The 26,646-nt window shown below is 43.3% G+C and carries 24 protein-coding genes; 2 read left to right on the top strand and 22 right to left on the bottom strand.

The features are described 5' to 3' along the window. Positions 1–3 precede the first annotated feature (3 nt). Positions 4–1,566 carry a response regulator transcription factor gene (locus ACTQWB_RS11480; protein ID WP_441501789.1) on the top strand — a complete coding sequence of 521 codons (1,563 nt, stop codon included), beginning with the start codon at positions 4–6 and terminating at the stop codon, positions 1,564–1,566. Positions 1,567–1,659: 93 nt separating this feature from the next. On the opposite strand, the gene cysK is transcribed toward ACTQWB_RS11480, so the two are convergent. The 16 genes from cysK to ACTQWB_RS11400 all read right to left on the bottom strand — a co-directional run bounded on the left by cysK (position 1,660) and on the right by ACTQWB_RS11400 (position 17,384). Then, positions 1,660–2,589: a cysteine synthase A gene (gene cysK / locus ACTQWB_RS11475; RefSeq protein ID WP_441501788.1), complete on the bottom strand. Its 930-nt coding sequence runs from the start codon at positions 2,587–2,589 to the stop codon at positions 1,660–1,662. A gap of 198 nt (positions 2,590–2,787) precedes the next feature. Continuing rightward, positions 2,788–3,009 carry a hypothetical protein gene (locus ACTQWB_RS11470; RefSeq protein WP_441501787.1) on the bottom strand — a complete coding sequence of 74 codons (222 nt, stop codon included), beginning with the start codon at positions 3,007–3,009 and terminating at the stop codon, positions 2,788–2,790. Between the two features lie 82 nt (positions 3,010–3,091). Next, positions 3,092–3,634 carry a histidine phosphatase family protein gene (locus tag ACTQWB_RS11465; RefSeq protein WP_441501786.1) on the bottom strand — a complete coding sequence of 181 codons (543 nt, stop codon included), beginning with the start codon at positions 3,632–3,634 and terminating at the stop codon, positions 3,092–3,094. 41 nt (positions 3,635–3,675) lie between these two features. Then, positions 3,676–3,891: a hypothetical protein gene (locus tag ACTQWB_RS11460; RefSeq protein WP_441501785.1), complete on the bottom strand. Its 216-nt coding sequence runs from the start codon at positions 3,889–3,891 to the stop codon at positions 3,676–3,678. 87 nt (positions 3,892–3,978) lie between these two features. Continuing rightward, complete coding sequence (locus tag ACTQWB_RS11455) at positions 3,979–4,524, bottom strand: hypothetical protein (protein WP_441501784.1); 546 nt, start codon at positions 4,522–4,524, stop codon at positions 3,979–3,981. Positions 4,525–4,618: 94 nt separating this feature from the next. Beyond that, positions 4,619–4,852: a helix-turn-helix domain-containing protein gene (locus ACTQWB_RS11450; RefSeq protein WP_441501783.1), complete on the bottom strand. Its 234-nt coding sequence runs from the start codon at positions 4,850–4,852 to the stop codon at positions 4,619–4,621. Between the two features lie 148 nt (positions 4,853–5,000). Then, positions 5,001–5,531 (bottom strand): hypothetical protein, encoded by a 531-nt coding sequence (locus ACTQWB_RS11445; protein WP_441501782.1) that lies wholly within the window; start codon positions 5,529–5,531, stop codon positions 5,001–5,003. Positions 5,532–5,761: 230 nt separating this feature from the next. Next, positions 5,762–6,595 carry an energy-coupling factor transporter transmembrane component T family protein gene (locus ACTQWB_RS11440; RefSeq protein ID WP_441501781.1) on the bottom strand — a complete coding sequence of 278 codons (834 nt, stop codon included), beginning with the start codon at positions 6,593–6,595 and terminating at the stop codon, positions 5,762–5,764. After that, complete coding sequence (locus ACTQWB_RS11435) at positions 6,585–8,309, bottom strand: ABC transporter ATP-binding protein (RefSeq protein WP_441501780.1); 1,725 nt, start codon at positions 8,307–8,309, stop codon at positions 6,585–6,587. The genes ACTQWB_RS11440 and ACTQWB_RS11435 overlap by 11 nt, the downstream gene beginning before the upstream one ends. 226 nt (positions 8,310–8,535) lie before the next feature. Next, entirely contained in the window at positions 8,536–9,087 is a 552-nt protein-coding gene (locus ACTQWB_RS11430) for an ECF-type riboflavin transporter substrate-binding protein (RefSeq protein WP_441501779.1), read from the bottom strand. A gap of 137 nt (positions 9,088–9,224) precedes the next feature. Beyond that, on the bottom strand, positions 9,225–9,683 hold the full coding sequence (locus ACTQWB_RS11425) for a YhcH/YjgK/YiaL family protein (protein ID WP_441501778.1): 459 nt from the start codon (positions 9,681–9,683) through the stop codon (positions 9,225–9,227). 211 nt (positions 9,684–9,894) lie between these two features. Further along, on the bottom strand, positions 9,895–13,206 hold the full coding sequence (locus ACTQWB_RS11420) for a glycosyl hydrolase (protein WP_441501777.1): 3,312 nt from the start codon (positions 13,204–13,206) through the stop codon (positions 9,895–9,897). Between the two features lie 101 nt (positions 13,207–13,307). Further along, entirely contained in the window at positions 13,308–14,594 is a 1,287-nt protein-coding gene (locus ACTQWB_RS11415) for a TRAP transporter large permease (protein ID WP_441501776.1), read from the bottom strand. After that, entirely contained in the window at positions 14,591–15,085 is a 495-nt protein-coding gene (locus ACTQWB_RS11410) for a TRAP transporter small permease (RefSeq protein ID WP_441501775.1), read from the bottom strand. Before ACTQWB_RS11410 ends, ACTQWB_RS11415 begins: the two co-directional genes overlap by 4 nt. Positions 15,086–15,274: 189 nt before the next feature. After that, positions 15,275–16,324 (bottom strand): sialic acid TRAP transporter substrate-binding protein SiaP, encoded by a 1,050-nt coding sequence (locus tag ACTQWB_RS11405; RefSeq protein WP_441501774.1) that lies wholly within the window; start codon positions 16,322–16,324, stop codon positions 15,275–15,277. A 136-nt stretch (positions 16,325–16,460) separates the two neighbouring features. Continuing rightward, complete coding sequence (locus tag ACTQWB_RS11400; RefSeq protein WP_441501773.1) at positions 16,461–17,384, bottom strand: dihydrodipicolinate synthase family protein; 924 nt, start codon at positions 17,382–17,384, stop codon at positions 16,461–16,463. Positions 17,385–17,658: 274 nt separating this feature from the next. On the opposite strand from ACTQWB_RS11400, the gene ACTQWB_RS11395 reads away from it, so the two are divergent. Next, positions 17,659–18,564 (top strand): AraC family transcriptional regulator, encoded by a 906-nt coding sequence (locus tag ACTQWB_RS11395; protein ID WP_441501772.1) that lies wholly within the window; start codon positions 17,659–17,661, stop codon positions 18,562–18,564. 249 nt (positions 18,565–18,813) lie between these two features. Here the strand turns inward: ACTQWB_RS11395 and ACTQWB_RS11390 are convergent, their stop codons facing one another. The 6 genes from ACTQWB_RS11390 to ACTQWB_RS11365 all read right to left on the bottom strand — a co-directional run bounded on the left by ACTQWB_RS11390 (position 18,814) and on the right by ACTQWB_RS11365 (position 26,638). Further along, positions 18,814–19,170: a response regulator gene (locus tag ACTQWB_RS11390; RefSeq protein WP_441501865.1), complete on the bottom strand. Its 357-nt coding sequence runs from the start codon at positions 19,168–19,170 to the stop codon at positions 18,814–18,816. A 365-nt stretch (positions 19,171–19,535) separates the two neighbouring features. Beyond that, complete coding sequence (locus tag ACTQWB_RS11385; RefSeq protein ID WP_441501771.1) at positions 19,536–21,677, bottom strand: aryl-sulfate sulfotransferase; 2,142 nt, start codon at positions 21,675–21,677, stop codon at positions 19,536–19,538. Positions 21,678–21,728: 51 nt separating this feature from the next. Beyond that, positions 21,729–22,496 (bottom strand): DUF4352 domain-containing protein, encoded by a 768-nt coding sequence (locus ACTQWB_RS11380; protein WP_441501770.1) that lies wholly within the window; start codon positions 22,494–22,496, stop codon positions 21,729–21,731. 70 nt (positions 22,497–22,566) lie between these two features. Further along, positions 22,567–24,639, bottom strand: coding sequence for an aryl-sulfate sulfotransferase (locus tag ACTQWB_RS11375; RefSeq protein ID WP_441501769.1), 2,073 nt, complete (start codon positions 24,637–24,639; stop codon positions 22,567–22,569). A gap of 45 nt (positions 24,640–24,684) precedes the next feature. Further along, complete coding sequence (locus ACTQWB_RS11370) at positions 24,685–25,962, bottom strand: sensor histidine kinase (protein WP_441501768.1); 1,278 nt, start codon at positions 25,960–25,962, stop codon at positions 24,685–24,687. Then, on the bottom strand, positions 25,952–26,638 hold the full coding sequence (locus ACTQWB_RS11365) for a response regulator transcription factor (RefSeq protein WP_441501767.1): 687 nt from the start codon (positions 26,636–26,638) through the stop codon (positions 25,952–25,954). The genes ACTQWB_RS11370 and ACTQWB_RS11365 overlap by 11 nt, the downstream gene beginning before the upstream one ends. Positions 26,639–26,646: the final 8 nt, after the last annotated feature.

Below are 26,646 nucleotides of genomic sequence, written 5' to 3'. Positions count from 1 at the left end.
CAAATGTACAAATATGTTATTATTGACGATGAATTTTTAACAAGAAAAGGAACCATTGAAAAACTGGCTCCTGTATCTGATATCCTGCAATGCGCAGGTGAAGCAGAAGACGGCAAGGCGGGGCTGGAATTAATCAATACTGTCCATCCAGAACTTGTAATAACAGATATGAAAATGCCTGTTATGGATGGAACTGCCCTGCTTCCAATTCTGTCGGAGCAATATCCGGAAATTGCCTTGATCGTTATCAGCGGTTATCAGGATTTTGAATATATGCGGCAGGCTATTCACGCCAAAGTTATAGATTATATCTTAAAACCTTTCAGTACAGAAGAGATTGTTGAATCTGTAAAGAAAGTCATAAAAAAAATAGACTTAATAGAAACCGAGACTGTAAAAACCAAGCTTGAAACAGAACATTATGAAAAATCACAGGTAAATTATGATCTTGGGATAATCCGAAATATAATTGAAGGTCATCTGACAGGTGCAGGAGAATTTGTTTCCAGAAAGATACGGTTCATGTTTCAGAAAAGAAAAATCGTACTGATTACACTGTATTCAGAAAAAGCCCTTCCAAAAGAAGAAATAGAATATTTTATACAGGAAAATCAATATGAGAGTAATATTTTGTTTATAGCGCATTCAAATTCGGATAACCTGGGATTTCTCATCATGACATTTCCACAGGAAGAACTGTTTCTGGAAAATACATATGTCCGACAGATAATCAAAGAACTTTCTTCGCTGTTCTGGAAATGTAAACTGGAAGTACTTTATGGCATCAGCGCAGCACATACAAATATTTCAGAACTGACAGGTGCATTTAAAGAAACTATACTTGCTCTGAATCAGAAGAAAACAGACAGCTTTGAGAATGTATTCGAATATATCGAGCAAAGTGAGCTTCCCAAAAGGATTCCATGGAAAAACATGGAAAGACTGGTTTTTTCTGTAGAAGCAGGACGAGTAGAGGAAACAGGTAAATTGATAGACGAACTATTTGACCTTTATCGAAGAATACCCGACCTTTCCATAGCGGATATAAAGTTTAACTGCTATCACATCAGCGGTCAAGTACGTTATATGTTAAGTTATTCCATACCGGAATTACAAATCATGCGTACAGAAGCAAATACGCAAAACGCAGTAAATATAATTTTCAGTCTGTCTGAACTTTATCGGTATTACAGAACTTTTTTTACAAATATTGCAAATAACTTTATTACACAGGAGATCTATGGAGACGAAGATCTGATTAATAATGTAAAGACATATATCGAACATTATTATCAGAAAAATGTCAGTGTAGAGATTGCCGCTTCCCTATTTTATGTAAACCGAAGTTATTTAAGCCATATTTTTAAAAAGAAAACAGGGGAAAGTTTTATTGATTATCTAAATAAAGTAAGAGTAAAACACGCAAAAGAATTACTGATTTCCTCAGATAAGAAAATGTATCAGATTGCTCTTTTGTCAGGATATAATAACGTACGTTATTTTTTCAGAGCATTCAAAAAAGTGGAAGGCATGACACCGGATCAATACAGAAAAAAACAATCATAATTACAAATCAGCAGGTCTGATATGCTCTGTTCACAATGCATATCAGACCTGCTGATCTTCTGTCATTTTCTGAATGGCTGCTTCAATTCTTATTTACTCTGTAAACAATGGTGTAGAATAATATCTGTCTCCTGTATCCGGAAGAAGTGCAACGATCACCTTACCCTTATTCTCCGGTTTCTTCGCATAGTCAATTGCAGCCTTTAATGCAGCACCAGAAGAGATTCCTACAAGGATTCCTTCTTTATGTGCAAGAAGTTTGGCTGTTGCAAAAGCATCCTCAGCTTCTGCTTTATACACTTCGTCATAAACCTTGGTATTCAGAACTTCTGGAACGAAACCTGCGCCGATTCCCTGAATCTTATGCGGGCCGGCTTTTCCCTCTGATAATACTGGTGATGTAGCAGGCTCAAGTGCTACGATCTTCACGTCCGGCTTCTGCTCCTTCAGATACTCACCTGTTCCGGTAAGTGTTCCACCAGTACCCACTCCTGCGATAAAGATATCTACCTTGCCCTCAGTATCTCTCCAGATCTCTGGGCCTGTAGTCGCTTTATGAACAGCCGGGTTCGCCGGGTTCACAAACTGTCCTGGGATAAAGCTGTTCGGAATCTCCTCTGCAAGCTCGTTTGCCTTGGCAATGGCGCCTTTCATACCCTTCGTTCCATCTGTAAGAACAAGCTCTGCGCCGTATGCTTTCAGAATGTTTCTACGCTCAACACTCATGGTCTCCGGCATGGTAAGAATGATTCTATATCCCTTCGCTGCAGCGATAGATGCAAGACCAATTCCGGTATTACCGGAAGTAGGCTCGATGATAACAGAACCCTCTTTAAGAATTCCCTTCTGCTCTGCATCTTCGATCATGGCCTTAGCGATTCTGTCCTTAACGCTTCCTGCCGGGTTAAAGTATTCCAGCTTTACAAGAATGGTTGCTTCCAGTCCAAGCTCTTTCTCAATGTTCGTAACCTCAACAAGTGGAGTATTTCCAATTAATCCAAGTGTTCCCTTATAGTATGCCATATCCATTCCTTTCCCGGTCTGCAGGCTGACGTTGAAAAATACTTCCTATAATATACCAGGACTGAAATATTTCCCAGACAGATTCTGCACCGCTTTACAGTAGTATAATTTCTTTGTTCTATAATTTCCTAGTATTTTCATCTGATAAATGGATATTACCACTATTATCCTACTATGTCAATAGGTTTTTAGGATTTTTTATATTTCATCTGCCACAATATCCGATATAATATCGTAGGCATCTTCCAGCGCATCCAAAGCATCTGTCATTGCATCCAGCTTATCCTGGTCTGCATTATCCTCCTCATATTCTTCGATCAGCTCGGCGAAATCATCCTTCAGCTCTTCCAGAAAATCCTCCACCCGCTGCAATTTCTCCTCTTTTTCCAGTACTGATGATAAATCGATAATTTTTCCCATGGTTTTGTGTTCTCCTTTTTATAAAAATGTAATTGTACAGAAACATCTTTGACAAATATACCCGAAATCGTGCTCTGAACAATTACTTGAATTCATACCGTACAACCGCGCAATTTTTCACACCAAATGCCGCGTATTCCTCATTTGTCATATCATAAAAATAAGACTGTACCATTCTGGCGATTCCGTTATGGGCCACTAGAATGTAAGTTTTCTCACTGGATTCTGCCTTGATTTCATCCAGCAGATTATAAACTCTCTGAGCCAGACGGAGCATAGATTCCCCTCCCTCATAATTGCAGGCAAAAAGCTCTTTGGCTTTTCGGAAATCGGCGCCATCTCTTGGTGTGGATTCCCACTTTCCGAAATTCTGCTCCGTCAGCCTTGGCTCTTCCCGCCTTGGAATCCCTGTAATTTCTGAAATATGTCTGGCCGTCTCAGCCGCCCGGATCAGTGGGGAATACAGAATCTCATCCGCCTGGATTCCCTCTTCCAGAATCTTTTTCCCAGTCTCAATTGCCTGTTCATGGCCAAAATCTGTAAGTGCAATATCTGTCGCCCCACAGATTTTATTCTCTACGTTCCAGATTGTCTGTCCGTGTCTTACGAAATATAAATGTCCCATTTGTTATGGTACCTCCTGGTGTAATCACAATTTTAGAAAACTCATTCTTTTTTCTTTAGTTTCATGCTCTCATCAAACACGACAAAATCTCCCACATTAATCTCCCTGTCATAAAGCATCTGATCCACCTGCCGGGTCATCTTCTCGCTTCCATCCTCACCCTTCAGCAACACCACTGCCATCACCGGAGAATCTTCACTTCTTTCCTCGCACCCGAAATCCAGATCTTCCTGGATTTCCAAAACCTTGTATTTCATTTTCTTAAGTATGATTCCTTTCTGACCATGTCACATATTCCTTGTATTGCTTAATTCTTAACCGCTAAGTTGTAATTTTTTCGCGGATCATAACTTATCTTCTGCCAACAGTTTCTCAAACAGCTTCAGATATTCCTTCTCAACCGATTCAAAATCCCGAACCGTATAATCCAGCTCAAAATGCAGCTTCGGTGCCTCCCCCGGCTGCTTCTCCTCCAGCAAAATCTCCAAGTCATACCACAGAAGATCATCATCAATTTCCTTTAAAAGCCGCTGTTCCTCAGCTGTCAGCATACTTCCCAGAAACTTCTCATAGATTACTTCCAGAAGCTGATCTTCTATCTCTCTATATCTTGGCATTTCCTGTTTCAGTGGTCTTGGCACATCAGACATATAACACTCACTTGCATCATGAAGAAGACAAGCCAACGCCAGCCGATGGGAATACCCCCGTCCCAATGCCTCTTTTGCACAGCAGATACAATGCTCACCAACTGACCAGAAGGTACTTACATGCCCATTTCCACGACAGATCATGGACAATGCATGGGCAATATCCTGGATGCAGATTCCTTCCGGCTCCGGATGAACAGGGTCGAAATGTTTTCTTGTGTATGTAGTTATACAGCTCATGTATCTTTCCTCCTGTAATATCTGTAGTTTATCGTTTTTATTATAACTGCTTCGTACATTGTAACATGCTATGTATTTTATTGTATATTACGAATTACAACAATTTTTGACCATCTGAATCTTCAATAATTTCAACATTCTCTTTTCCCACTTTTAGTTCTATTTCAGCCCGATATTTCAGCAAGCGCAAAAGATAATCCGGAAGTTCCCGCTTTTCAGCTTCCCAATCCTGAACTGTTCGATATGGGATTCCATAATAGTTACTAAATTCTCTTCGGTTCATTCCCATTTTTTCCCGTAATTCTTTTACTTCTTTTCCCCTGCTCACAGTTATTCTCCAATCTATAAAAATCAATGTATTATTTATAATAATTTTTCACTTTATAAAGTAAAACCTTTTTCAAAATTACATTGACAAACTCTTCTTTCCAAGTTATTCTTTAAATAAAGAAATGGGTTTTGTGTCGTGTACAATCTTATGATTCAAGCGGGTTGCCCGTTTCTTTTTTTATATCTACAATGTCATACAAATACTTTTTTCCATCTTCTGAATGCCTTATAATCATAGACGCATGAAAAATATTATATCTCTCGACCTCGTTCTTTTCACCATATATCGGCAACGCAAAATATGAATCATATCTATACCATCCAAATTTAGCATTCCGATTATGTTTTTGTTCACTATTTTCCCGGTAATTTCCACCTTGTGCTATTTTCAATAACTCTGGTAATCCCTGTGTTGCATTTGCTTTTGCTTTTGCAACAGTTCCTTTTAATTTGTAGGTATATTTTGATCCAGTATATTCATTCGGCAAATCATTTCCAATATAGATAATTTCATCATCAGATATAATTCTATAGAATTCTCCTACATAAGTTCGAAGATATGCCTTAACATCTTCCCAATTAATTTTCCTCTTTCCTTTAAATCGTATATCGCGAATTACAACAATCTTTCTACCATCTGAATCTGCAATAATATCAACATTTCCCCTTCTACTCATACGATATACTACCCTTTCATAAACAAACATCTTGGTTCAGTATCATTTTTATACACGCAATGCGTTATATCATAGTAACTTCTTTCCTAATTTCTGTCAATAGTATTATCTTACGTTATCTTAATAAATTGCCTTAAACTTGTCTCTTATCTTATCCAAAAATTAAGGAGCTGCGCACTATCACAACAAATTGTGAAGCGGCAGCCCCTACTCATTCCCTCTATTCACTTTCATCCCACAAACGGATTATAAAATCTCCCCCACTTTATGGTCACCGCCAGGCTGACCGCCAGCAGCGCCACACCGATTCCAATCGCCACGAAATCCCGTTTCTCAAACGGCCGTTTCATGTACCATGTCCTCTTCTTATCTTTTCCAAATCCACGTAATTCCATAGCATTGGAAATAGTATCGATCCGGTTCAGGCTGGTAAGGATCAATGGCAGAAGAATATTCACCGAATTCTTCAACCGGGCAAAAAAGTGCTCATTTTTCCCCAGCTCCACGCCTCTGGCCTGCTGAGCCTGGCTGATACTATGGTAATCACGCTGGATATCCGGAATGTAGCGAAGCGCAATCGCCACCGAATAGCCCACCTTATAAGAAATCCCGATACTGTTCAGACTGGCAGCAAACTCACTTGGGTTCGTTGCAGAAATAAACAGGATAGCAACTGGCAGCGCCACAAAATATTTCAGGGAAATATTCAGCATATAAAACAGCTGCTCAGCAGTCAGATCATACCGCCAGAACAGATGGCAAAGTACATGTCTGGTGCCATACAATGTTGTTCCCTGGTTTGGATCAAACAGAAAAATAAACAGATTGTTCAACAGCAGAAATACCAGCATAAAGATCATCATGAACCGCACTTCGCGGAAACGGATCTTACTCAGCTTAAATGCCGCCAGGCTCACAGCGAATAACCCCAGCAGCACCCAGGTATTATAAGTAATCATGCTTGCAAAAGTAAACAACAGGAAAAATGCCAGCTTGGTGGTTCCGGTCATTTTGTGGATCACACTTTCCCGGGGCAGATAATTCAATACGGTCTTAGCGGCCATGGCTTCGCACCTCCCTGTCCTCCTCAATAAAACGCTCTACAAACGCCTCTGCCGGACTGATTCCCAGCTGATTCGCCAGAGTAAAAAGACTGGTCTCCTTCAAAGCAGCCTGACTGATCAGCTGTGGATCACAGAGAACAGCAGCCGCGCTTCTGTCCGCGATCAGCCTGCCGTCTGCAAATATCAGCGCCCGCGGCGTGTACTCCAGCATCAGATGCATATCGTGAGTGATCATCACAACGGTCACTCCTTTTTCGTTCAGTCCACGAAGGAACTCCATAATCTCTGTATAATGGTGAAAATCCTGCCCTGCTGTAGGCTCATCCAGAATGATCAGCTCCGGATCTTGCACCAGCACACTGGCAATGGTCACACGCTTCTTCTGTCCGAAGCTGAGTGCTGAAACCGGCCAGTTCCGAAATGGGTAAAGTCCACAGACTTTCAACGTCTCCTCTACTTTTTCCCGGATTTCCTCCTCGCTTTTTCCCATATTCCTAAGGCTTAATGCCACCTCATCAAAGATCATGGTCTTGGAAATCATCTGGTTGGGATTCTGCATCACATAGCCGATATGCTTCGCTCTGTGGCGGATATTCTCCTGCAAAAGGTCTTTTCCCTGGAAAAGAATCTCTCCGCTGTCTGGTGTCTCGAATCCACAGACCAGCTTGGAAAAGGTCGATTTACCTGCACCATTTTTGCCTACGATGCTTACCATTTCACCTTTATGAATGGTAAGGGAAACATCCCGCAGAGTCTGCTGTCCTTTCTCATATCCGAAGCTGAGATTCTTGATCTCAAGCAGCGGTTCGCCTTTAGCCGCAGCTTCCACAGATGGACCTGCCTGAAACCAGTTTTTCACCTTCATCTGGTCTGCCTCATCAAGTACCACAGACGTTACATGGGCAGGCTTTTTCCCAGAAGTGATCTCCACCCCGGCATAGCGCATAGCCGTAAGGTAGAGGGGCTCACGTATTCCATTTTCTTCAAGAAGACTGGTGGACAAAAGTTCATCCGGGTGAAGGTCTGCCAGAATCCGGCCATCCCCCATAAGGATAATACGGTCAACATTCCGCCAAAGAACGTCCTCCAGGCGGTGCTCAATGATCACCACTGTCGTATCTGTTTTTTCCTGGATCTCATCGATCAACTCAATAGTCTGTTTGCCGGTAGCCGGATCCAGGTTCGCCAGCGGCTCGTCGAAAAGCAGGATTTTCACCTGGTCAACCATGACACCAGCCAGGCTGACTCTCTGCTTCTGCCCGCCGGAAAGCTCATGAGGCGCATAACCCAGATGATCCTGGATTCCCACCAATTCTGCTGCGTGGCGGGTGATCTGATGCATCTCATCCTGTGGCATGCAGCTGTTCTCCAGGGCAAAGGCAATGTCTTCCCCCACCGTCAGCCCGATGAATTGTCCGTCCGGATCCTGGAGCACTGTTCCCACATGTGCGGAAAGCTGGAAAATGCTGCTCTTCGGAGCATCCACGCCATCCACCATAAGCTGTCCCGTACATTCTCCTGGATTGGAAAAAGGATTCAGTCCGTTTATACAGCCTGCCAGCGTACTTTTCCCACAGCCGGACGGGCCGGCGATCAGCACACGCTCACCTGGATAAATGTCCAGGTTGATTTCTTTCAGTGTAGGCTTTTTCTGTGCCCGGTACTGAAAAGAAAAATTTTTAAAAGAAATTATAGGAGATTTTTTCTCTGTCATATAGTACCTCAAAAAACGAATAAACTATAATACATCTTTATATCAGATTTAAACTATTTGTAACGGTTCAGAACTAAATATTTTTGAGGTTAGATCTGAGCTGTTAACTATTCTATAACAAAAAAAGACTGAGCACAAGTCTCAGCCTAATCTCAAATGTTACCTTTCGCATCCGATTAATAACTGCTTCACGAATGCCTCAGCAAGCATTACCCTCTGAATTACCTTACTCCTGATCCAGAGAACCTTTCTTTGCAATTGTCTTAGTATAAGCCAGAATCAGAAGTCCGCCAACTACAACACCTGTAATGGTATTGGAAATTGCAGCGAATGCACCCTGTGCAAATACTTTGTTAGCCGGCTCAGCATAGATCACAATGTCAAGTACCGGGGCAACAACTACCCATCCAACTACATGTGCGATCACGTTTGCAACAGTGAAAACAGCAACTTTGCTTTTACCGAAATCACCTTCCTGTACCTGAAGCTTCTTCGCAAACAGACCAACTACTACTCCCACAAATGCAGATGTGATAACCCAGCTCCACCATGGGCTTCCACCCCAGGACAGGTCGATCAGGGTATGTCCGATGAAGCCGATCAGTCCGCCTGCAACCGGGCCATACATTGCTGCGAGAAGTCCCAGCACTGCATACTGAAGACTGATATTTGTGTTCGGAACCGGACTTGGGATCGCAACGAAACGTCCCAGCACAAAGAACAGCGCTGCACCGATACCAATGGCAACTACGGTTTTGATACTGTTGTTGTTTTTCATAGCTCTTTCCTCCTAAATGTATTCTCTCCTGCTTTTCCCAAAACAGGTTTTAACACGTTATAGTATACGCTTATGGAAAAGAGCTTGTCAATCTGTATCACTGGAAATGCGTTTTCTCTCTTCACGTATTAATAATTTCACCCTTCCACCGGAATCTTAAACACAATCTTCACCATCTCCTGTGGTTCACTATCTGTAATACACGGCATATGTCCATCTTCCGGACCATAGAAGCCGAACATCCCGGGCTCCAGCCTGGTGAAGCCCTGCTCCGGGCCGCTCTGGTAAAAAAGAATATCCGCGTCCGGCGTCTTGTCGTCCACTACTGTAAGATTTCTAAGGGATGCCCAGTAAATCCGCTCCACACCTTTGGCAATATACTGCAGATCACAGTATTTCTTATGGGATTCCATCATGGCACCTTCAAGTGGCTTGGTCGTATATTTCTGAACCAATGCAAAAATACCGTTTTCCAGATCGTATCTGCCTTCCGGAAGCTCTTCCGCTTTCTGTCTTTCAATAAACTGCTGAATCATTTCAGCGTAATCTTTAAATTCTTTATATAAACTTAATTTATCTGCATAATCTGCAATCATGGTAAATCCTCCTAATCTCTGTAACTTCATTTTTTTATGATGCCAGGGTCAAAAGGTCAGAAAGCTGTTCATGCTTGCACGATAAAGCTTTTGACCTTTTGACCCGCCAAACATGAGGAAATAGCGATTTACGCAGTAAATCAGCGAATTCCGCATGCCCCCCGGATTGTGAGAGCAGCGTAGCTGCGGAACAAACCGTGGCATCGGGAAATTACTGCTCTTCATATTCACAAATATAACTCTGCCCCATCATTCCATACGGTTTCAGCACCTTTCCATCAGTGTGGAACATGCCTTCTGTGCGGAAGTCTGCCCAGCTGATCCGGCTGCAGCCGGTGTAAGACTGGTGGAATGGTCCGAACATATTTCTGGGGCTTCCGGAAATTTCGATTTCCAGGATATTTTCCTCTTTCTCAAATAAACCAGTCACATCTGTAACACAATTCTTCTTTTCGAAATGGAAGCCAGCCTCCTGACCGTTTACCCTGACTTTCAGAAGAGTTCCCTTCCACTCTCCAAGATGAAGAAGAACCTGCTTATCAGATATCAGCTGCGGAACCTTGTACTGGTAAATCATTCCTCCCGGATAGTTTACATAACCTTGCATACTCCAGTCACCTGTGTGTATCATTTCTTTTTCCCGGAAAATATTTCCATCCAGATCAACTGCAAAATTTCCCGTTATAAATACATCTTCCAGTTCCCGTTTCTGGTCGTATGCTCCTCTGACTGTAATTTTATGCGCTCCTTTTGTCAGCGCAGGTAATCTGAAACAGATCATATCTTTATCAATAAACCAGGAATCCGTCTGCTCGCATTTTTTCCCGTCCAGATATACTTCCAGACCATACGGTTTCTCGATCACGAAGCTGCACGCACCGGAAATATCCTCCGCCACATGAAATCTGAAATGCATAGCAAACTCTGTTCCATCTGACGGGTGTGGCTGATCCACCCAGGTATATCTCTGGGGTGCACCATTGTAATAAACCTGCTGCATATGCAGCTTCTCCCGGATTTCCCGCTGTGCCTGCCAGATTTCCATTTCTGCGGACTCTCCCGTATTGCCTAAGCAAAGCCGGTCCAAGCTACTCTCATTTCCTGATTCTGCTTCTTTTCCAATTTTATCAGCTTTTACCATATTATTTCCGACGTAAGCTTCATTTTGCAAACGAAAAATCGGATTTTCTTCTCCGCCTAGTTCATAAGTGCACCGGTCTATAGTCAGCACATTTTCCATAGTCCTTCTAAATCTGGCATCCGGTCCGAAAGTTGCCAGAACCGGATCTGTATAATGAGGATGACGGTATGGGAAAGTGGCAGCTTTTTCAGAAAGCTCTAATACTTCCCAGGCTCTTTCTTTTCGGATAAAATAAACCCGGCTCATTCCCGTGGCAAATGTTCTTGTAAAGCAGACACCTTCCCGCTCTTTCACCGTATCTACCTTATGGAGTTCTCCCGTCAGAGGATCAAATTCTTCCACCACATTCCCGCAGTCTATCTTTATGTAAACCTGATGTTCCTTGTTCCGGTCATGGTTGCTGAGGAAAAGAATATGCCCATCTTCAGTTTCACGAAGCATAGAAAGAATCTCCCCGTCTTCTGCCCCGCTGGCATTTCTCACTGAGAAATCTATTCCGGTGCACCTTCTCACAGCTTCCGTCAGCTCCCATTCATGCTCCACGGTATGAACAAAAGCTTCCTCGCCAAGAAGCTCCCGGATGTCTCCATATTTTTCACCGCAGATTTTTTCCCCTTCGATCATCACCGGATAAGGTTTCAGCCAGATCACAGTGCCGCCAGATCCAATAAATTCCTTCAGCAGCTTCACTGTATTTGCAAATAAATTGCATACTCCCGGAACCACAACCACCTGATAACGGCACTTTCCAGCTATAAACATTCCGTTCTCTACCTTGCCATCCTGTTCCAGCAGAAGCTCATCCCCAAAATCAAAATCCACATGTCCCGCGGTCAAAGCCTTTGCGATCCGGTTATAATACTCCCCTTTCCGGTTCAGTGAAGTAATATGTTCATCCAGCCATCCCATGTTCATTTCCAGATGGGTGAAATCCTCCTCCCGGTCACTGCGGCACTGGGTCCAGATGCTGGAAATCGGGTGGAGCATCAGCACTTTGCGTACCGGCTCACCCTGGGAAAGGCACAACGCCAGGCGGCCGAAATAATCCTCCATTTTATCATTGTCTTCCCACCAGGTATTCTGGTAATTAAAAACAGGCGGATAATCTCTTTTCCTACAGCCCGTGATGGAATATAAAGCAAGATGCTGGCATCTTCTTGTGATTCCCAGGGCAAACTGCCAGTCCCCCAGCCATTTCTGGGTGGAAAAATCCAGCTCCCATCCAGTACAGCCGTAAGCCTCACTGATGGTCATGGAACGGTCATACTGATGCGCCACACTGGCACATTGTTTCACGGTCAGATACTCATCTGTCTGCGCACCCAGAAGATCAATTCCCGGATTGTGCAGATAGCGGAGCTGCGGCATTGCAGCACCACATACACGGGTCTGGTACCCCAGGTCATTTTCATATAAAATGTGTCCCGTTGTACGAAGTCCTCTTTCGTCACACCACTCATAAACCTGCTTCATGTAGCTCTCTTCAAACCGCTGCGCCACTGTCTTCCAATAATCGTGACGGATCTTAGACGCCTCCTCCCCGTCAAAAAACAGATACGGCATCTTTTCCTGGGGATCATAGCCTCTTTTTTCCACGAAATATTCTTTAAATCCAATGCTCCACGGAATCCACGGTCTTCCTTCATGAAATACACTGTAAAAATCACAGCAATTGGGCTCATCTGTAAAAAAGCCCTTCACTTCTTTCGGGAAGCTTCCGCCAAATGCTTCCTCATAATGCTCATGGGTCAACTTCAGGAAGGCTTTTACGCTCTCCGGGTTCAGATTGTCCGGCGGCATTAAGCCGTTGTACCATTCACTTTTTCCGGAAATTTCCTGGCGGAGGATGAGAATCTCCTCATCAGTACCGCAGGCCAAAACAGCCTCTTCGTAAGTGGCATATTCTTTCATTCGTTTTATAAATCTGCCATTATTCTCCGTACTGATTACATAAACTCCCTGTATAATCTCTGTATCTGTTACTTCATTTGCGCGAACCTCTTGCTGCGTATCCTTCGGCCGTACACACTCCATAGTGAGCGCTCTTGCGGTAAACTCTGCCGGATTCTCCCGGCTCACCATTCCACCCGCAGCACCTGACGGCCATTTATCTTCATCATATATCCACAGCTCCAGGTCATTTTCCCGTGCTTTATCCACACAAAACTTCACGTCCTCCATCCATTCTGTGGAAAGATACTCTGTCTCTAAGCCTTCTCTTGAATGAATAAAAAATCCACCCATCCCGACTTGTTTAAATCCTGCGATCTGTTCGCCCAGATTCTTTTTTTCCAGCTTATCATTCCATCCCCAGAACGGAGCACTGCGGTACTCCTTCGGCGGGTCTGCAAGCATTTTCTTCATTTCCTCTATCGTGCCCATATTTTTCACCTTTCCTTTACAAAACAACCTTCGCCATTTCCCTCAAAAGTCAGCAAAAGGGACTGCAAAACAGTCCCTTTCTCATTACCCAAGATCATATTTTACATGAAGTTGTTAGGTATAAACATGATAATATCCGGTACATAAGTAACAAGGAATAACAATGCGATCATGATCAGTACCATCGGCAATATCTCCCGTATGACACCCTTGATCTTCGTTTTTCCAAGTCCGGAAACAATAAACAACAGCATACCAAATGGCGGTGTGGAAAGACCGATCATCATGTTCAGGCAGATAACAACACCGAAATGAACAAGGTCGATTCCCATAGCCTGTACCAGCGGCAGTACCATCGGTACGAAAACCAGCTGGATGGTACTTACATCAAGTACACAGCCCAGAAGAAGGAATACGATGTTTACAATAAACAGGAAAATGTACTTGTTGTCTGTGATTCCCATAACAAGGCTTGCAACTACTCTCGGAACCTGCTCCAGAGAGATAATGTAGGAGAACAGCATGGAGGTTCCGCAAAGGAGAGCCAGTGTAGCTGTGTTGGCAGCGGATTTCTTAATAATACCCCAAAGCTTTTTCCATCCCAGTGTTTTGTAAACCAGTGCAGAGATGATCAGCGCATATGCAGAAGCAACAGCACCAGCCTCTGTAGGAGTACAGATACCGGAATAAATTCCGCCAAGAAGAATAACAACTGTAAAAAGTGCCGGAAGAGCCTGTAATGTAGCTCTCAGAAACTCTCTCTTGCTCATGACAACACCAGCCGGATAATTTCTCTTGTGAGAAATAAACGCAACGTAGATCATAAGAAGAATGGCAAGTAAAACGCCAGGAACCATACCGCCCATGAACAGCTTACCAATGGAAGCACCAGACAACATGGCATAAATAACCATTGGAATACTTGGCGGGAAAATCGGTCCTACAGTTGCAGAAGCGGCTGTAATGGCACTGCTGAACTCTGCGTCGTAACCCTCTTTTTTCATCTGGTCGATTTCCATAAGACCAATACCGGAAGCATCTGCAATAGCAGAACCGGTCATACCGGAGAAAATAAGGGAAATAAATACGTTAACCTGTGCTGTACCACCTTTTAATCTTCCAAGAAGACCATTACAGAAGGAGAACAGCTTGTCTGTTACCTCACCTTCGTTTAACACATTTGCCATGAAAATAAACAGCGGAGCTGCAAGCATGGTATAGTTGGCAAACATGTTTCCAGTGATAACTGTGAATACCTGGCCCAGCTTATCCGGGGCTGCAAGCAGAAAATAGGTAATAGAAGCTGCAAGCATGGAGAATGAAACAGGCATACGGATTATGAAACAGATGGCCATAACAACAAACAGCATGATAATCGGCATACTCATGATTCTTTTCCTCCTTCCTTGTATTCTTTGAATGCATTTCTGATATTAATGCAGGTTCTCACAATGATCTCTGCAAGCATATACATAAATGGCGCAAATACCACTGTATATGGAAGCTTCAGCACACCTGTCACCATCTTCTTTCCGATCATGGACTGGAAGCATGGTACAAAACATACTACAAGCAGAATCAGCAGAAATACGTTATAAACTACTTTAAAAATAAACTGGGTGCGCGGTTTCACCGCATCGTAAACCAGACCAAATACTACGTGTTCATCCGCTTCCATTGCTTTTCCAACGCCGAAGAACATGGTCCACATATATCCCAGTACAGATACCTCATAGCTCCAGGTTACAGGAGTTTTGAAAAAATATCTGGATATGATCGTTACCATAAATGTAAGGAAAATTACCAGGAACGTAATATTGGGAATGGTTACGCCCAGGAAATCCACGATCTTTTTCACGATCTTTTTGAACTTATCCACAGTTTCCTCTCCTTTCGAAGGTATTTCATCAGTTCCTTTCTAGTGCCTTTTTTTTACACACTCTAGTGAAAATCCCAGGCCGCACGCAGCCTGGGACTTTTTCTTTTTATAAGTCAGACAGATGTCTCAAGTTTACCGTCGGTTTTATAGCTTTATTGTCATATCTTACATATTATCCTGACCGCCTGGTTACTCAGCAGCTTCCTCTGTAGTTGCCATAGCCTGGATCTCATTGTAAAGGTCCATATCCCAGTCTTTGATCATGTCTTCGTTTTCCATGTACTTAGCCTGAACTTTTTCTTTGAACTCGTTGATGTCAGGATAGGTAACAGTAAGTCCCTGCTCTTCGAAGAATTTGATCAGCTCTGCTTCTCTGTCAAGTCTTGCTGTGTCGTTTACGTCTCTTGCATATTCCATAGCCTCTGTAACAGCTTCCTGCTGAGCCTCTGTCATCTCATTCCAGGTGTCACCGTTGATACATGGCATAATGGAGTCAACTACATGGTTTGTGATTGCGATGTATTTTGTTACTTCGTAGAATTTCGCACTCTCGATACTTGGAAGCGGATTGTCCTGTGCATCTACAGCACCTGTCTGAAGTGCGGTGTACAGCTCACTGAAGGAAAGCGGGGTCGGGTTGGCACCAAGTGCCTCGCCAAGGAACAGCCATGCTTCAGAGTTTGGCATACGCAGAAGTAATCCGCTCATGTCATCGTAGCTGTTGATTTCTTTTTCTCTTGTATTGATTACACGACTTCCAAGATAGAAGCTGGAAAGAGGTTTGATATTCAGCTTCTCTTCGATTTCCGGACGGATCTTATTTAATCCGATATCGCCGTTCAGTACGCTTGTCATATGCTCATAGGAGCTGAACAGATATCCGGAAGCAAACATGCTGTAGGACGGAATCTGTGTTGCGATGGTCGGGAAAGAAATATAAGCCAGGTCAGCATCTCCGTTCAGAAGAGCGTCGAACTCATTCTCAGAAGAGAACAGGGAGCCGTTATCATAGCATTTACATGTTACGGAGCCGCCGGATAATTCCTCTACCTTATCTGCAAATGCATACATAGCCTCTGTATGGGAGTCACCGCTTACAGATACAGATGTGAAGATCAGCTCTACTGCCGGGTCATTTGCTGCAGCTGCATCTGCTGCCTGTACACTGATGCTTCCTGTTAATAACATTGTAGCTGCCATAGCTGTTGATAAAACTGCTGCCATTAATCTTTTTTTCATTCTCTCATCCTCCTGATTTTACACAATATGTGTTTTTGTTTCCCTTTTTACTTTGTTTCACGTATATTTGTAACCCCAATTACAAATCTTAAGAAATACCTCTCGGCTGCTCAGTGGTTCTGAGTCCATTTTACATTTACTTTGCGAAAAAGTTCTTGCGGAATGTGTCTGTGATTGCACAGAACTCTTCGATCTCCAGCTTTTTGCTTCCTGTGAGAAGCTTATAATCCTGTCTTCTTGATCTAAGTGTCATCGGCACTCCCACCAGATTCATATGGTATTTACTGTTTACCGGATATACCTGGCACTCGATGGTGGAAGCTGCACCAAGGAAATTCATCATCTCCTGTGCTTTCTCCGGCTGCTCTTTATAGTTTTTGCAAAGCCATACATATAAGTCCGGATGGAAGTTTGCCATAACTCCTGAATATCCTGCACATCCCATCTGCATACTCTTCAGAAGAGTAGCTGCATTTGCGTTAAAGATCTTTAATCCGGTTCCCTCAACAGCCTTGCACTTTGCTTCCAGCTGGTCAAGATCACAGCAGGTGTCTTTCAGGAATGCGAATTTCTCTGTTTCTGCACACCATTTCAAAAGCTCCGGAGATAAAAGTCTCTTATATGGTGCCGGGCATTCATAAACACCGAACATATCTCCATCAATGTGATCCAGCAGATATTCAATATTTTTCTTAGCCACATCTTCGCTTTCGTTCTCTTTTGCAAACTGATTGGAAATAAACACGTATGCATCTACACCAGCATCGATCACAGTCTGTGCTTCGCGGATCTGATCCTCTACTTTCTCAGCACAGTGTCCGGAAGCGATAACTCCCATATGCTTTGGTGTATTGTTGATGATGAATTTCGCAAGCTCTACACGCTCCTCTGGACTCAGCTCAAACATTTCGCTTGACTGGCATACTGCAAAAATTCCATCAACACCATTCTTGTCATACCATTCAATGATTCTCAGGACTGCATCATAATCGATCTTGTTGTCCTCTGTAAATGGTGTGATCATAACCGGCCATACGCCGCCTGCAATTGTTTTTTTCATTCTCTTCTCCCTCTTGATGTCAGTTACTTTTCCTCTTTTTTCCGTCACTCTTTTTCTGAGCTGCATGCCTGCCCCGCGGTGGCCGGCACTCTGCAATTGCTTTTCAACTGTGGTTATAGTATAATATAAATAATTTAAAATTGCTTTCAGCAAAATATTTAGTACTATTTTATAATTTTCGGTAACTGTTCAGAGTAATTACAGTTTCCAGCTATTGGACAAACTCATTTGAACCTGACTTTAAACCTGACATCTAGGATAAGAGGCGACTTGAATGGAACAGGAAATATTTGACGACTATGTATGGAACGAACACAAAAAAATACTGACAGCAGACAGACACAAGATTCCAGGTCTGAAGAACCTTTCCCATTTTACACCAATGGCACCTGGTACCCCCGTTCCCCTGCACTATCATTCTGACATTGTAGAGCTCCACTTTATGGTAAAAGGCCAGCGGAAAACTTACGTCATGAAGGGTGGTATCCGCACCAGCTATTGTTCCACCGGGAATAATGTTTTCATTACCCGTCCCTATGAACTTCATACCACCGGACCGATTGCACAGAACCGCTGTGAATTTTTTGCCATGCAGCTGGATCTGAAGGAACACAATAATTTCCTTGGGCTGAACCAGAATTACAGCAATATCCTGTGCTATCGTCTTCTGAATATGGATCAGCATCTGTATCATGTAGGCAGTTCCCAGATTTCCATGCTGCGCACCGCTTTTAACCTGATTTCCTATGGAACCCCGGATGATTCCATTGCCGGAGTCCAGTATCTGACCTGCGTTCTGGCAAGCCTTAATTATCTCACGGCCGTTTCTCCCCAGGAACAGGTCAACGAACAGCTTAATTCAGATATCGGTCTTGCCCTGAAATACATCGAGCAGCATATTGAGGAGCCGATCTCCCTGCAGGAGCTTGCACAGGAATCTAACTATTCCCTGTCCCGGTTTAAGACGAAATTTAAAGAAGAGCTTGGCATCACACCAGCAGAATACATCACCCTCCAGAAGATGGACCGTGCCCAGATGCTTCTGAAAACCACGAACGCTTCCATCACGGATATTGCCTACCAGCTGGGATTTTCCTCAAGCAATTATTTCTGTTCTGTTTTCAAAAAGACACTAAGCTACAGCCCGGCAGCATACCGCCGGAGCTTTTCCCAGATATGAGAAAAAAGAAAATGCTGCAAAATCACCATATAAAATGATTTTGCAGCATTTTTAATTTGTAACTGTTCAGAGTCAAGCGGATTTATGTGCAAAAGTGTGAATCATGCTTGCATGAATGAACACTTTTGCACATAAATCCATTTGGCGGATACGCCACACCGACGAAATGGGTCGCATTTTGGAGGTTGGCTCTGAACAGTTTCTATAATTTATTCTGTCAACATCACTCTTAGGTCAAATGCTTTCTCTTTATTCTGTTCCCTCAATCAAAGTACTCTCAATGTCTTTAATATTCACAGGCTTGGCAATATAACCGTTCATTCCTGCTTCCCGGCAGATTTTCCGGTCACTTGCAAAGGTATTAGCTGTCATGGCAAAGATCGGAATGTCATTATCCTGACGTTCACATCCCCTGATGCACTTTGTAGCCTCCACACCATCCATAACCGGCATCTGAATATCCATAAACACTGCAAAGTATTCGCCTACACCAGAATCCTGGAATTTCTTCACACCCTCAGCTCCATTCTCTGCCCAGTCAACGACCAGGCCGATACTTTTAAGGAGCTCTGTAGCGATCTCCGCATTCAGCATGTTATCTTCCACCAGAAGCACATGTTTGTCGTCAAACAGCTCCCAGCATCACGACTTTTTTCTGATGTTAGAAAGCTGCCCAAATCTGTTTTTATAATTAAAGTTTACAACGGTCACGTTATAATTTCAACTGGTTTTATTTATTTTCGCTAATTTCTCACATACGAGCACTTTTTCACATTCTTGTTTCTGAACAGTAACCATATTTGAGACCATGATAGAAAAAAGCGGCGTGTCAATTCTGCTTTTACAGAATTGGCCGCCGCTCTGTGAGGGTGTTTTATATCGATCAATAAGAATTTTACGCTACGTTCATAGTGATGTCTGCATAAGCAGACATGTCCGTTTAATACCTGAGCCAGATATAAGATATAGATTTATGACTGGCTGTATTTATATCCGGTGTTGTAAAGGACACCATCCAGATCCAGATAAATATCCCAGTCCTGGCCTTCCAGTCCATCCACAGACGTCCAGCCTTTTACAGTCACATTTGTGCCATTATCACCTGCTGCCGCGGACTGGGTCAAAGCATAAGCCCGCTGGGAATCCCCGCTTACCAGGATCATTTTTCCAGGAACCAGTGCATCTGCTGCAGCATCTGTCTGGAAGCTTCCGTTTACACTGATCTTGCTTCCATCCAGAACCAGATTCCAGCCATCCGGCAATGCCTGTGCACTGCTTACATCTGCATCGGCTTCCTCATAGCTTGTTTCCCCAAGTGTACCATATACTTCCGGAACTGCTTCCACATCATACTTTCCCTCTGTATAAAGAGGCATCCGGAAAGAACGGAAGGTAAGTGCATTGTAAGTATCTCCGGAAATGGTAAGCTCGAAGCTGAGCTCTCCATTATCCACCTGATCGATATGTGTGGTTTTGATAAGACCTGGCACAAACATATCCTTTGGATAATAGTCGCTGCGGTTTTCCTCGTCGCTGTGTAAATGGGAACCTGCTGTGATCCACAAGTGATCCTTCGTGCCATCCAGGGAAACCACACCGGAGATCCAGTCTGAATACCAGTCTGCCCCACGTTCTTTTCCATATTCGCCCACCTGGGAAACTGTCATGTTTTCCGTATCAATCTGGTAAACAACAGCTCTTGAATACACATCACCACCGCTTACCCGGTTCTCACCGTCTACCCTTTTTACCTTTGCAGTACCATTGTCAAACAGAGCAATGTCACCATTATCAAGGATAGAAACATTGTGCTGTGCATAAAACCATTCGAAATCCTCGCCCTCCGGGGTAAAGAAGTAGGACTGGTAATCCTCTCCCCATCCTGTGGGGTCTCCCAGAATCCAGGCAATAGATTTATCTTCCATTTTTACTGCAACGATCGCATCTTTATGTCGTGCAGAAAGCAGAACCAGGTCATTCGCCTCATCATAGGCGAGGCCATTGTTATGGAACCAGTCCGACTCCTCGCTTCCATCTGAATCCATGGAGGCTGACTGACCATCTTCTGTTCCCATCAGGTCTTTCATATCCAGCTCCCAGACCACTTCTCCGGTCTGACAGTCAAGCTCTATCACATAATCCTCTACCGTGCTAAGATCCGGACTATCGGAAGCTATCAGTAAATTTCCATCTGGCATTTCTACAAAATCATGATGCTGTCCTCCGGGAACCATATATTCTCCATAGATTTTTCCCATCAGATCTGTCTCGATCATTCCTTCTTTATAATAACTGGTTTTTAATACATAGGAAGCTGGCATAAGCAGATGTCCGTTTTCCAGCTGGTGGACACCAAGGGAGCCGCCCATATTGGTGTAGAAACGAATATCCCCTGCAGCATCTACTGCATACAGCGAGCCCATTGTGGAGCAGACAAAGGTCAGATCATTGTAATCATAGCTTGCCTCTCTTTTCATTTCTGTGGAAATTGTTCCGTAATCCACATTGATATCTTCGGTAGTTACTTCGAAGGTTGCGGATGTTCCATCATCCAGTGTGATCACAACTTCTGTGGTATCGTTATTGTAAAGACCATAAATCGGAACAATGTGATCCGTGGCAGTCTCAAAGGTACCAGTCACATCATTTTCTGCTGATTTTCCTTTTACTGTTACAGTTCCGCCACAAGCTTCTTCTGTGAAAAAAACAGCAACTGCGCTCAAAGGGGATGTGCCATATGGATTAACTACGATCAAGGCATCTTCCAGGGAATAACCATTCTGGGCTTCCTGAAGAAGCGCTTCGTCTATTGCAGTCTGCTGGGCGAATCGGTCCGTTAATTCCAATGCAGTATTCTCAGATGCGGTATCTTCAGATGCTGTATCCGCAGATGCTGTCTCTCCGGACGCTGTGTTTTTGGATGCAGTATCCTCATTATGTGCATCCGACGCATCCACAGCAGATTCCGCAGTACCTTCTTCCACATCGTCTGTCCCAGCCTGCCCGGATACAGCTTCCGTATTCTCTTCTGCACTTACAGTTATAGCAGGACCTGCTGCCATTGTTGCCATTACAAGTATTGCAGCCAGTTCCCGGTATCTCTTATTCTTCATGCCGGCCTCCTTGTACTATCTTTTCAAACACGCTCTAGTATTCCAGTATCATTACAATGCGTAATTATATGCTTCTTCCTCAAATGGATAGCTAAGCTCCAGACCTTCCGCATTCTCATTGATTTCAAATGCGATCCAGCCTTCGTTTGAACCAAAATTCAAAGAAGTTCCTGCCATACGTGTCATACCAAGCTCTGTAATAAATTCATCATCCATTCTGGTATACTCATTGCCTTCGCCATCTGTCAGCTTCAGGTTTGCCCAGTCCAGAGTCTCTTTGCTTCCATCTTTTTCAATCTTTAATTTAATGAGACAGAAGGTTTTGCCTGCATCTGCCTCTTTTTTGTAATCGCTTGTCTCCACACCTGTATAGCCAAGATCCACGCTTACATTTTCCAGAGAAGAATTGATCTCCACATCTTCCACTGTAATATTCCAGCCTGATACTGAAACTACATCCCCATAGTTACTGTTGGTTCTTGCAGTATTCGCCTTAGTGCCCTCACTTGCGTCCTCTTCGTCTTCGCCAGACTCTTCCTCCTGGCTATCTTCTTCCTCAGAATCCTCTGCCGCAGCAGCCTCAGTATCTTCCTCAGCATTTTCATCTGCGTTTTCATCTGCGTTTTGAACGCCAGCATCTTTTGCTTCATCTGTGCTTTCCTTGTCATCACTTTCTGATGCAGAAGCAGTATCCTCGCTGTCTGCTGCGCTTTCTGTCTTCGTGCTTTCTTCTGTAGCACTATTGCTGCTACCACAACCAGCCATCATACCAGCCGCCAAAACAATTCCCATTAACCTCAATAAAACTTTTTTCTTCATTTTCCACACTCCTCAAATCTGCTCTCTATAGTGCTCCCCAACCGTCGACAGTATGAGTAAACACTTTCTTTTATTTTATCGTAATTTTCTGTGCAGTATCATAAAATCCATCCTGATACATTACATAAATTTCATATTCATCTGCAGCCAATCCCTGCAGCGGTACCGGAAGGTGTTCGTAATACGCCAGATAATCCTCATCATGCAGTCTGATATCTGTCGTATCATACACATAGGTATTGTCCTTTCCATGAAAAAGGATCTGGGAAATCTGATGATCATAAGTCCCCACATAAAGGACCTGACCCGTAAGATGGAACGTAACGTCTTCATCTTCCAGTATCTGTTCCGGTTTTTTCGTCCAGAGCCACTTGTTTGTTTTTACTGGCTGGAAAAGTTCACCAAGAATATAATTTTCTTTCAGCTCCATAGGAGCGGCAAGGTCGTTATAATCAAGCTTCATTTCTGATGCCCGGTAAAAATAATCTTTCAGGCTGAACTGATTTATGAGCTCTTCTGTATCGTAATCAAATTCATAGGTCATTCCATGTCTTTTGTCTTCCGCAACTTTAACATGTCCACTCATGCCAAAAATATGATTACTCTCTTCATCATAAATAGTAGAAGAGGTAATATTCGACCAGAGAACCGGAAGCTTCTTAATCTGCTGTACTGTTTTCTCTTTTTCATTTACAGAATATACCAGCAGATAGGATTCTTTCTTTCCATCGTAATATTCCATGGCCTTTTTTCTCAGCTTCACAGCGTGATTGTCAAACATACTGATCTCAACAGTCTCACTGTCGCCATCCAGGTCTGCATCCAGCTGATATGCTGTATGCTGCTGGAAATGATAGACAAAATCGCCCTCTGGCTGAAGTACATATTTCTCATATTCCGTGCCTTCCCAGAATCTCGGATCACATAGGATCCACTGGATTTCCTTTGTCGTCCAGTTAATCTTGATCACAGATTCCAGGTTTCTCGGACTGATCACAATGGTATCTGTTTCCGGCTGGTAGGACACGGTATTTAAATGGGTCCAGTCAACCCTGTCTTCATATTCACTGTCGATAATGTCTCCCATAATAAGCTCATTTACCACTTCACCAGTCTGCCTGTCAATTTCCTGAATCTTATCTTCAATATGTCCTTCCAGTGAGCTGGTAAGTACAAGAAGATTTCCTCCTGGCTCCTTTTCAATCACTTCATGATGATTTCCTGCTGCCACATAATACATGGTATATGCACGCCCCAGATAATCCAGCTCATATAGATTGGTTGGCTGCGGTTTTTCCTGCGATGGGACATATCCAGCCTTATCTGCTACTATCATCCGGCAATTAGACAACATATACAGACCGGTTGTTTTTTCCCCGCTCAGATACCAACGGATATCTCCCATACAGTCGTAAGCAAATGGATATGTCGTCTGTTGTCCATACACCATCGTAAGCTCAAATGCAGATTCTCCACTGACTTTTACCGGTTTCACTGCGTCTGTCAGCTTCTCCGGCAAAGCCTCTGTTGTAATCGTCAGTTCCTGGGAAGCAGTTACCTTTCCATTCTCATCCAGAAGCTCCAGCACCACCGTATTGTCCATATCCGGATAAAGACCGATTACCGGTACTCTGTGGGAAACACTGGCTTCTATTTCTCCACTGATATCTGCCGCCTCTGTTTTTCCCTTCACGGTAAAACGGACTGCACATTCTTCTGGTGTATCAAAAATCACAACGGCAGTAAGCGGCGCACTCTGATAAGGGTTCTGGATCACCATGGGTTCTTCCCAGCTGTAACCATTTTCCTGTTCAGCCTGCAGCTGCCTGTCGATTTCATAAGAAGCTGCCACTAACGTCTCCTCTTGGGGAATCGTAGTTTCTACCGCTGCTGCGGAATCATCGTTTTCTGCTATGGGAATAGTATCTTCCAGATTCATAGATACGTTCAGCTTCTGCTCATAATAACCATAAGCCTTTTTTCTTTTTTCCTTCACGGAGTAGGGGATTTCCTGGCCTGTCAGCTTCATATAAGTATTATAAATTCCCCGGCGCTTTTTCCAGCATAATGCCGCGAATAATACAAGTAAGATTAAAAATATAAGCAGTACGATTATTTTTGTCTTCTTTTTCCATTTCTTCATGTTTCTAAATTCCTTGTTTCCATTCTAATTATTTCGTAACGGTTCTCATAAAAGCATTTCCGGAAGCTTGATCCAGAACAGGACACCATTTTCCTGGTTGCTGGCGCCACAGGTTCCATTATGTTTCGTCACGATCTTGCGTACAATAAACAGGCCAAGCCCTACATTTCTCACATCATTTTCTGACGTAACCGGTTTCTTCTTCTGGGAAGTTGTGTAAAAGCTATCCCAGATATGTTCCATCTGGTCTTCTTTAATCGGCTCCCCGTCATTGTAAACCTCCAGACGTATCTGTTTTTTCTCTTTCTTCAATGTGATACAGATACGCTTGCCCTGCTCGGTATGCTGAAAAGCATTCATCACATAATTATTAACCGCCCTCTCCAGATACATCCGGTTTCCATATACAATACAATTTTTATCAATTTCTGTTTCCAGCTTGATCTCATTTTTCCGAAAAATGGCATCATAACGGAGAAGCAGGTATTCAACCAGCTCTGACACATTCACCCTGCTCATTTCCATAGCACTCATCTCATTATCCAGCATGGAAAAATCCAGCAGCTCTCCTACCATTTTGGACATCTTATCCAGTTCTTCATGGATGGAAGAATAATAATAGGAACGGTCAATTTTATCACCTGCGATTTCCAGCATTTCCACCTGGCTGGATACTACTGCCAGCGGAGTCTTCAGTTCATGGGAAATATTTGCCACAAATTCTCTCTGACTTTCCAGAAACTGGTAATCCGACTGCTTTTCCCGCTTCTGTAATCCCTCTTTACTTTTCTTCTCTAAAACATAAGTAAAAACTGCCATCAGAATCAAAACTGCAGCCAGGTAGATCCGGGTAGCTTTCATGAGCTCCAATACAGATTGGACATCCTTTTTCATGTATATATAATAAGTCTGTTCTCCCTGTTGGATTTTCCCCCGGAATTTCAGCACATGCCGTGTATCGACATTCCGTTCCTCTATAGTTCCCTTTTCTGTATATAAGTCGATCTTATTCACAATCTGCTTCTGTACGTGCGTTGTCTGCATCCAGGTTCTGGAGGTATAAATTGCCTTGTAATTCTCATCCATGATTACCAGTTCAAACTTTTCTCTCTGGTAATCATTTAGTGTTTCCTCGTCCTCTTCACTAAAGTCTTCCAGATCCATATCCTGAATATCCTCATACAACTGGCGCATAACTCGTATTTTGGACGCCGTATATAAAGGATAACAGCAGACGCTGTACAAAATAGCAGCAATTGCAAACACAATGACTACCGTCCACGATGCCTTACCCTTTTCCCAGAATCCTGATCTACTTTTCATGGCTGTCCTCCCCGAAAATGTAACCTACGCCATAGACCGTCCGTATATAGTTACCACCGTCACCCAGCTTCTTGCGGAGCTGCTTCACCAGGGTATCAATGGTCCGTACATCCCCTGTGTAATCGTATTCCCAGACTGCATCCAAAATCGTATTTCTGGGCAAAACCACTCCAGGATGTTCCATAAAATAAAGCATCAGGTCAAATTCCTTTCTGGTTGTCTCCAGGACTTTCTCCTTATAATAAATAAGCTGTGCATTCACATCCACCTGCAGATCTTTATATTCCAGCAGGGTACGCATTTTCCCGGCACGTTTTAAGACTGCTTCAATATGCATTTTTACAAGTGCCAGGGTAAACGGCTTCGTGATATAATCATCTGCGCCTTTTTCAAAACCACTCATCTGGTCTGCTATCGCCGACCTTGCAGACAAAATAATAACCGGAACTTCCGATATCTTTCGTATCTCTTTCAGTACGGTATATCCGGAAATATCTGGTAGCATAAGATCCAGAAGGATCAGATCCACCTTCTGTTTATTCTGAAGAAAATATTCCAATGCTTTGTTTCCTGTGAGCACAGTTTCCACTTCGTAATTCTGGATCCTCAGAAAATCCGAGATCGTCTGTGCCAGCTTTGGCTCATCCTCTACTACAAGAATTTCTATTTTTTTCACGGCTCTTT

This window comes from Blautia sp. HCP3S3_H10_2, from assembly GCF_052122375.1.
GTDB lineage: Bacteria > Bacillota > Clostridia > Lachnospirales > Lachnospiraceae > Blautia_A.
The sequence above is the reverse complement of the archived record's forward strand: the minus strand, read 5'-3'. Positions and strand labels throughout refer to the sequence as shown.

What these genes read in the sequence shown, in the direction of transcription:
- ACTQWB_RS11480 (WP_441501789.1), top strand. Translation starts at nt 4, where the DNA reads ATGTACAAATATGTTATTATTGACGATGAATTTTTAACAAGAAAAGGA.
- cysK (WP_441501788.1), bottom strand. Translation starts at nt 2,589, where the DNA reads ATGGCATACTATAAGGGAACACTTGGATTAATTGGAAATACTCCACTT.
- ACTQWB_RS11470 (WP_441501787.1), bottom strand. Translation starts at nt 3,009, where the DNA reads ATGGGAAAAATTATCGATTTATCATCAGTACTGGAAAAAGAGGAGAAA.
- ACTQWB_RS11465 (WP_441501786.1), bottom strand. Translation starts at nt 3,634, where the DNA reads ATGGGACATTTATATTTCGTAAGACACGGACAGACAATCTGGAACGTA.
- ACTQWB_RS11460 (WP_441501785.1), bottom strand. Translation starts at nt 3,891, where the DNA reads ATGAAATACAAGGTTTTGGAAATCCAGGAAGATCTGGATTTCGGGTGC.
- ACTQWB_RS11455 (WP_441501784.1), bottom strand. Translation starts at nt 4,524, where the DNA reads ATGAGCTGTATAACTACATACACAAGAAAACATTTCGACCCTGTTCAT.
- ACTQWB_RS11445 (WP_441501782.1), bottom strand. Translation starts at nt 5,531, where the DNA reads ATGAGTAGAAGGGGAAATGTTGATATTATTGCAGATTCAGATGGTAGA.
- ACTQWB_RS11440 (WP_441501781.1), bottom strand. Translation starts at nt 6,595, where the DNA reads ATGGCCGCTAAGACCGTATTGAATTATCTGCCCCGGGAAAGTGTGATC.
- ACTQWB_RS11435 (WP_441501780.1), bottom strand. Translation starts at nt 8,309, where the DNA reads ATGACAGAGAAAAAATCTCCTATAATTTCTTTTAAAAATTTTTCTTTT.
- ACTQWB_RS11430 (WP_441501779.1), bottom strand. Translation starts at nt 9,087, where the DNA reads ATGAAAAACAACAACAGTATCAAAACCGTAGTTGCCATTGGTATCGGT.
- ACTQWB_RS11425 (WP_441501778.1), bottom strand. Translation starts at nt 9,683, where the DNA reads ATGATTGCAGATTATGCAGATAAATTAAGTTTATATAAAGAATTTAAA.
- ACTQWB_RS11420 (WP_441501777.1), bottom strand. Translation starts at nt 13,206, where the DNA reads ATGGGCACGATAGAGGAAATGAAGAAAATGCTTGCAGACCCGCCGAAG.
- ACTQWB_RS11415 (WP_441501776.1), bottom strand. Translation starts at nt 14,594, where the DNA reads ATGAGTATGCCGATTATCATGCTGTTTGTTGTTATGGCCATCTGTTTC.
- ACTQWB_RS11405 (WP_441501774.1), bottom strand. Translation starts at nt 16,324, where the DNA reads ATGAAAAAAAGATTAATGGCAGCAGTTTTATCAACAGCTATGGCAGCT.
- ACTQWB_RS11400 (WP_441501773.1), bottom strand. Translation starts at nt 17,384, where the DNA reads ATGAAAAAAACAATTGCAGGCGGCGTATGGCCGGTTATGATCACACCA.
- ACTQWB_RS11395 (WP_441501772.1), top strand. Translation starts at nt 17,659, where the DNA reads ATGGAACAGGAAATATTTGACGACTATGTATGGAACGAACACAAAAAA.
- ACTQWB_RS11385 (WP_441501771.1), bottom strand. Translation starts at nt 21,677, where the DNA reads ATGAAGAATAAGAGATACCGGGAACTGGCTGCAATACTTGTAATGGCA.
- ACTQWB_RS11380 (WP_441501770.1), bottom strand. Translation starts at nt 22,496, where the DNA reads ATGAAGAAAAAAGTTTTATTGAGGTTAATGGGAATTGTTTTGGCGGCT.
- ACTQWB_RS11375 (WP_441501769.1), bottom strand. Translation starts at nt 24,639, where the DNA reads ATGAAGAAATGGAAAAAGAAGACAAAAATAATCGTACTGCTTATATTT.
- ACTQWB_RS11370 (WP_441501768.1), bottom strand. Translation starts at nt 25,962, where the DNA reads ATGAAAAGTAGATCAGGATTCTGGGAAAAGGGTAAGGCATCGTGGACG.